The sequence below is a fragment of the Streptomyces sp. NPDC051051 genome, from assembly GCF_040682975.1.
Taxonomy (GTDB): Bacteria; Actinomycetota; Actinomycetes; order Streptomycetales; family Streptomycetaceae; genus Streptomyces.
In genome coordinates this window covers 1-5,209 of the sequence record NZ_JBFBCB010000113.1, presented here as the reverse complement: position 1 = coordinate 5,209, position 5,209 = coordinate 1, and the positions used below count along the sequence as shown (strand labels likewise).

Annotated in this window: 3 rRNA genes; all 3 read right to left on the bottom strand. The window is 57.8% G+C overall.

The features are described 5' to 3' along the window. The 3 genes from rrf to AB0N31_RS36100 all read right to left on the bottom strand — a co-directional run bounded on the left by rrf (nt 1) and on the right by AB0N31_RS36100 (nt 5,174). Nucleotides 1–117 (bottom strand): 5S ribosomal RNA (gene rrf, locus AB0N31_RS36110). A gap of 91 nt (nt 118–208) precedes the next feature. After that, nucleotides 209–3,331: ribosomal RNA gene (locus tag AB0N31_RS36105) — 23S ribosomal RNA — on the bottom strand. Between the two features lie 317 nt (nt 3,332–3,648). Continuing rightward, nucleotides 3,649–5,174 (bottom strand): 16S ribosomal RNA (locus AB0N31_RS36100). Together the 16S, 23S and 5S rRNA genes form the textbook arrangement of a ribosomal RNA operon. Nucleotides 5,175–5,209 lie beyond the last annotated feature (35 nt).

The window sequence follows — 5,209 nt, the reverse complement described above, 5'->3', positions numbered from 1 at the left end:
GTTCGGCGGCGTCCTACTCTCCCACAGGGTCCCCCCTGCAGTACCATCGGCGCTGTGAGGCTTAGCTTCCGGGTTCGGAATGTGACCGGGCGTTTCCCTCACGCTATAACCACCGAAACACTATGAAACTGAACCTGCCGCACCACGCCCTGTGACAGACGTGGGGCCGTTCGTGGTTTCAGAACCAACACAGTGGACGCGAGCAACTGAGGACAAGCCCTCGGCCTATTAGTACCAGTCAGCTTCACCCATTACTGGGCTTCCACATCTGGCCTATCAACCCAGTCGTCTACTGGGAGCCTTACCCCATCAAGTGGGTGGGAGTCCTCATCTCGAAGCAGGCTTCCCGCTTAGATGCTTTCAGCGGTTATCCCTCCCGAACGTAGCCAACCAGCCATGCCCTTGGCAGGACAACTGGCACACCAGAGGTTCGTCCGTCCCGGTCCTCTCGTACTAGGGACAGCCCTTCTCAAGACTCCTGCGCGCGCAGCGGATAGGGACCGAACTGTCTCACGACGTTCTAAACCCAGCTCGCGTACCGCTTTAATGGGCGAACAGCCCAACCCTTGGGACCGACTCCAGCCCCAGGATGCGACGAGCCGACATCGAGGTGCCAAACCATCCCGTCGATATGGACTCTTGGGGAAGATCAGCCTGTTATCCCCGGGGTACCTTTTATCCGTTGAGCGACGGCGCTTCCACAAGCCACCGCCGGATCACTAGTCCCGACTTTCGTCCCTGCTCGACCCGTCGGTCTCACAGTCAAGCTCCCTTGTGCACTTACACTCAACACCTGATTGCCAACCAGGCTGAGGGAACCTTTGGGCGCCTCCGTTACTCTTTAGGAGGCAACCGCCCCAGTTAAACTACCCATCAGACACTGTCCCTGATCCGGATCACGGACCCAGGTTAGACATCCAGCACGACCAGAGTGGTATTTCAACGGCGACTCCACCTGAACTGGCGTCCAAGCTTCACAGTCTCCCACCTATCCTACACAAGCCGAACCGAACACCAATATCAAACTGTAGTAAAGGTCCCGGGGTCTTTCCGTCCTGCTGCGCGAAACGAGCATCTTTACTCGTAGTGCAATTTCACCGGGCCTATGGTTGAGACAGTCGAGAAGTCGTTACGCCATTCGTGCAGGTCGGAACTTACCCGACAAGGAATTTCGCTACCTTAGGATGGTTATAGTTACCACCGCCGTTTACTGGCGCTTAAGTTCTCAGCTTCGCACGCCCGAAAGCGCACTAACCGGTCCCCTTAACGTTCCAGCACCGGGCAGGCGTCAGTCCGTATACATCGCCTTACGGCTTCGCACGGACCTGTGTTTTTAGTAAACAGTCGCTTCTCGCTGGTCTCTGCGGCCACCCCCAGCTCGAGCAGCACGTGCTCTCACCGGTGATGGCCCCCCTTCTCCCGAAGTTACGGGGGCATTTTGCCGAGTTCCTTAACCATAGTTCACCCGAACGCCTCGGTATTCTCTACCTGACCACCTGAGTCGGTTTAGGGTACGGGCCGCCATGAAACTCGCTAGAGGCTTTTCTCGACAGCATAGGATCATCCACTTCACCACAATCGGCTCGGCATCAGGTCTCAGACTATGTGAACGGCGGATTTGCCTACCGTTCGTCCTACACCCTTACCCCGGGACAACCACCGCCCGGGCTGGACTACCTTCCTGCGTCACCCCATCACTCACCTACTGCAAGTCTGGTCCGTCGGCTCCACCACTTTCCTTTCCCCGAAGGGTCCGGAACGGCTTCACGGACTTAGCATCGCCTGGTTCGATGTTTGACGCTTCACAGCGGGTACCGGAATATCAACCGGTTATCCATCGACTACGCCTGTCGGCCTCGCCTTAGGTCCCGACTTACCCTGGGCAGATCAGCTTGACCCAGGAACCCTTAGTCAATCGGCGCAAACGTTTCTCACGTTTGTATCGCTACTCATGCCTGCATTCTCACTCGTGAACCGTCCACAACTCGCTTCCGCGGCTGCTTCACCCGGCACACGACGCTCCCCTACCCATCCATACGGGCGTTGGCCCTGTTGTATGAATGACACGACTTCGGCGGTACGCTTGAGCCCCGCTACATTGTCGGCGCGGAATCACTAGACCAGTGAGCTATTACGCACTCTTTCAAGGGTGGCTGCTTCTAAGCCAACCTCCTGGTTGTCTGTGCGACTCCACATCCTTTCCCACTTAGCGTACGCTTAGGGGCCTTAGTCGATGCTCTGGGCTGTTTCCCTCTCGACCATGGAGCTTATCCCCCACAGTCTCACTGCCGCGCTCTCACTTACCGGCATTCGGAGTTTGGCTAAGGTCAGTAACCCGGTAGGGCCCATCGCCTATCCAGTGCTCTACCTCCGGCAAGAAACACACGACGCTGCACCTAAATGCATTTCGGGGAGAACCAGCTATCACGGAGTTTGATTGGCCTTTCACCCCTAACCACAGGTCATCCCCCAGGTTTTCAACCCTGGTGGGTTCGGTCCTCCACGAAGTCTTACCTCCGCTTCAACCTGCCCATGGCTAGATCACTCCGCTTCGGGTCTTGAGCGTGCTACTGAAACGCCCTGTTCGGACTCGCTTTCGCTACGGCTACCCCACCCGGGTTAACCTCGCAACACACCGCAAACTCGCAGGCTCATTCTTCAAAAGGCACGCAGTCACGACGCATCGAGTAAACTCGATGCGCGACGCTCCCACGGCTTGTAGGCACACGGTTTCAGGTACTATTTCACTCCGCTCCCGCGGTACTTTTCACCATTCCCTCACGGTACTATCCGCTATCGGTCACCAGGGAATATTTAGGCTTAGCGGGTGGTCCCGCCAGATTCACACGGGATTTCTCGGGCCCCGTGCTACTTGGGTGTCTCTCCAACGAGCCGCTGACGTTTCGACTACGGGGGTCTTACCCTCTACGCCGGACCTTTCGCATGTCCTTCGTCTACGCCAACGGTTTCTGACTCGTCCTGTCGCCGGCAGACGACAGAAGAGAGATCCCACAACCCCGCACACGCAACCCCTGCCGGGTCTCACACGTATACGGTTTGGCCTCATCCGGTTTCGCTCGCCACTACTCCCGGAATCACGGTTGTTTTCTCTTCCTGCGGGTACTGAGATGTTTCACTTCCCCGCGTTCCCTCCACATACCCTATGTGTTCAGGTATGGGTGACAGCCCATGACGACTGCCGGGTTTCCCCATTCGGAAACCCCCGGATCAAAGCCTGGTTGACGACTCCCCGGGGACTATCGTGGCCTCCCACGTCCTTCATCGGTTCCTGGTGCCAAGGCATCCACCGTGCGCCCTTAAAAACTTGGCCACAGATGCTCGCGTCCACTGTGCAGTTCTCAAACAACGACCAGCCACCCATCACCCCCCACCCACACGGGTCGGAGTGCACTGGGGCCGGCAGCCGAAGGACGAGCAACGCTCGCACCCTCAGACACCCAACAGCGTGCCCGGCCCCCCGCCGCTTCCCTCATTCGTTCCACGCCCCGAAGAGCAGTACTGGAAGGAGAAGACAGTCAAGAAGACCGAATAATCAACGTTCCACCCATGAGCAACCAGCATCAGACGTTCGCTGATGAACTGGCCTCTGACCTCACCCCGAAGGGATCGGTGAGAAGTGCTCCTTAGAAAGGAGGTGATCCAGCCGCACCTTCCGGTACGGCTACCTTGTTACGACTTCGTCCCAATCGCCAGTCCCACCTTCGACAGCTCCCTCCCACAAGGGGTTGGGCCACCGGCTTCGGGTGTTACCGACTTTCGTGACGTGACGGGCGGTGTGTACAAGGCCCGGGAACGTATTCACCGCAGCAATGCTGATCTGCGATTACTAGCAACTCCGACTTCATGGGGTCGAGTTGCAGACCCCAATCCGAACTGAGACCGGCTTTTTGAGATTCGCTCCACCTCACGGTATCGCAGCTCTTTGTACCGGCCATTGTAGCACGTGTGCAGCCCAAGACATAAGGGGCATGATGACTTGACGTCGTCCCCACCTTCCTCCGAGTTGACCCCGGCGGTCTCCTGTGAGTCCCCATCACCCCGAAGGGCATGCTGGCAACACAGAACAAGGGTTGCGCTCGTTGCGGGACTTAACCCAACATCTCACGACACGAGCTGACGACAGCCATGCACCACCTGTACACCGACCACAAGGGGGACCCTGTCTCCAGGGTTTTCCGGTGTATGTCAAGCCTTGGTAAGGTTCTTCGCGTTGCGTCGAATTAAGCCACATGCTCCGCTGCTTGTGCGGGCCCCCGTCAATTCCTTTGAGTTTTAGCCTTGCGGCCGTACTCCCCAGGCGGGGAACTTAATGCGTTAGCTGCGGCACCGACGACGTGGAATGTCGCCAACACCTAGTTCCCACCGTTTACGGCGTGGACTACCAGGGTATCTAATCCTGTTCGCTCCCCACGCTTTCGCTCCTCAGCGTCAGTAATGGCCCAGAGATCCGCCTTCGCCACCGGTGTTCCTCCTGATATCTGCGCATTTCACCGCTACACCAGGAATTCCGATCTCCCCTACCACACTCTAGCTAGCCCGTATCGAATGCAGACCCGGGGTTAAGCCCCGGGCTTTCACACCCGACGTGACAAGCCGCCTACGAGCTCTTTACGCCCAATAATTCCGGACAACGCTTGCGCCCTACGTATTACCGCGGCTGCTGGCACGTAGTTAGCCGGCGCTTCTTCTGCAGGTACCGTCACTTTCGCTTCTTCCCTGCTGAAAGAGGTTTACAACCCGAAGGCCGTCATCCCTCACGCGGCGTCGCTGCATCAGGCTTTCGCCCATTGTGCAATATTCCCCACTGCTGCCTCCCGTAGGAGTCTGGGCCGTGTCTCAGTCCCAGTGTGGCCGGTCGCCCTCTCAGGCCGGCTACCCGTCGTCGCCTTGGTGAGCCATTACCTCACCAACAAGCTGATAGGCCGCGGGCTCATCCTTCACCGCCGGAGCTTTTAACCCCCACCCATGAGAGAGGGAGTGTTATCCGGTATTAGACCCCGTTTCCAGGGCTTGTCCCAGAGTGAAGGGCAGATTGCCCACGTGTTACTCACCCGTTCGCCACTAATCCCCACCGAAGTGGTTCATCGTTCGACTTGCATGTGTTAAGCACGCCGCCAGCGTTCGTCCTGAGCCAGGATCAAACTCTCCGTGAATGTTTACCGGTAATCCGGTGCACACATCACGAGAG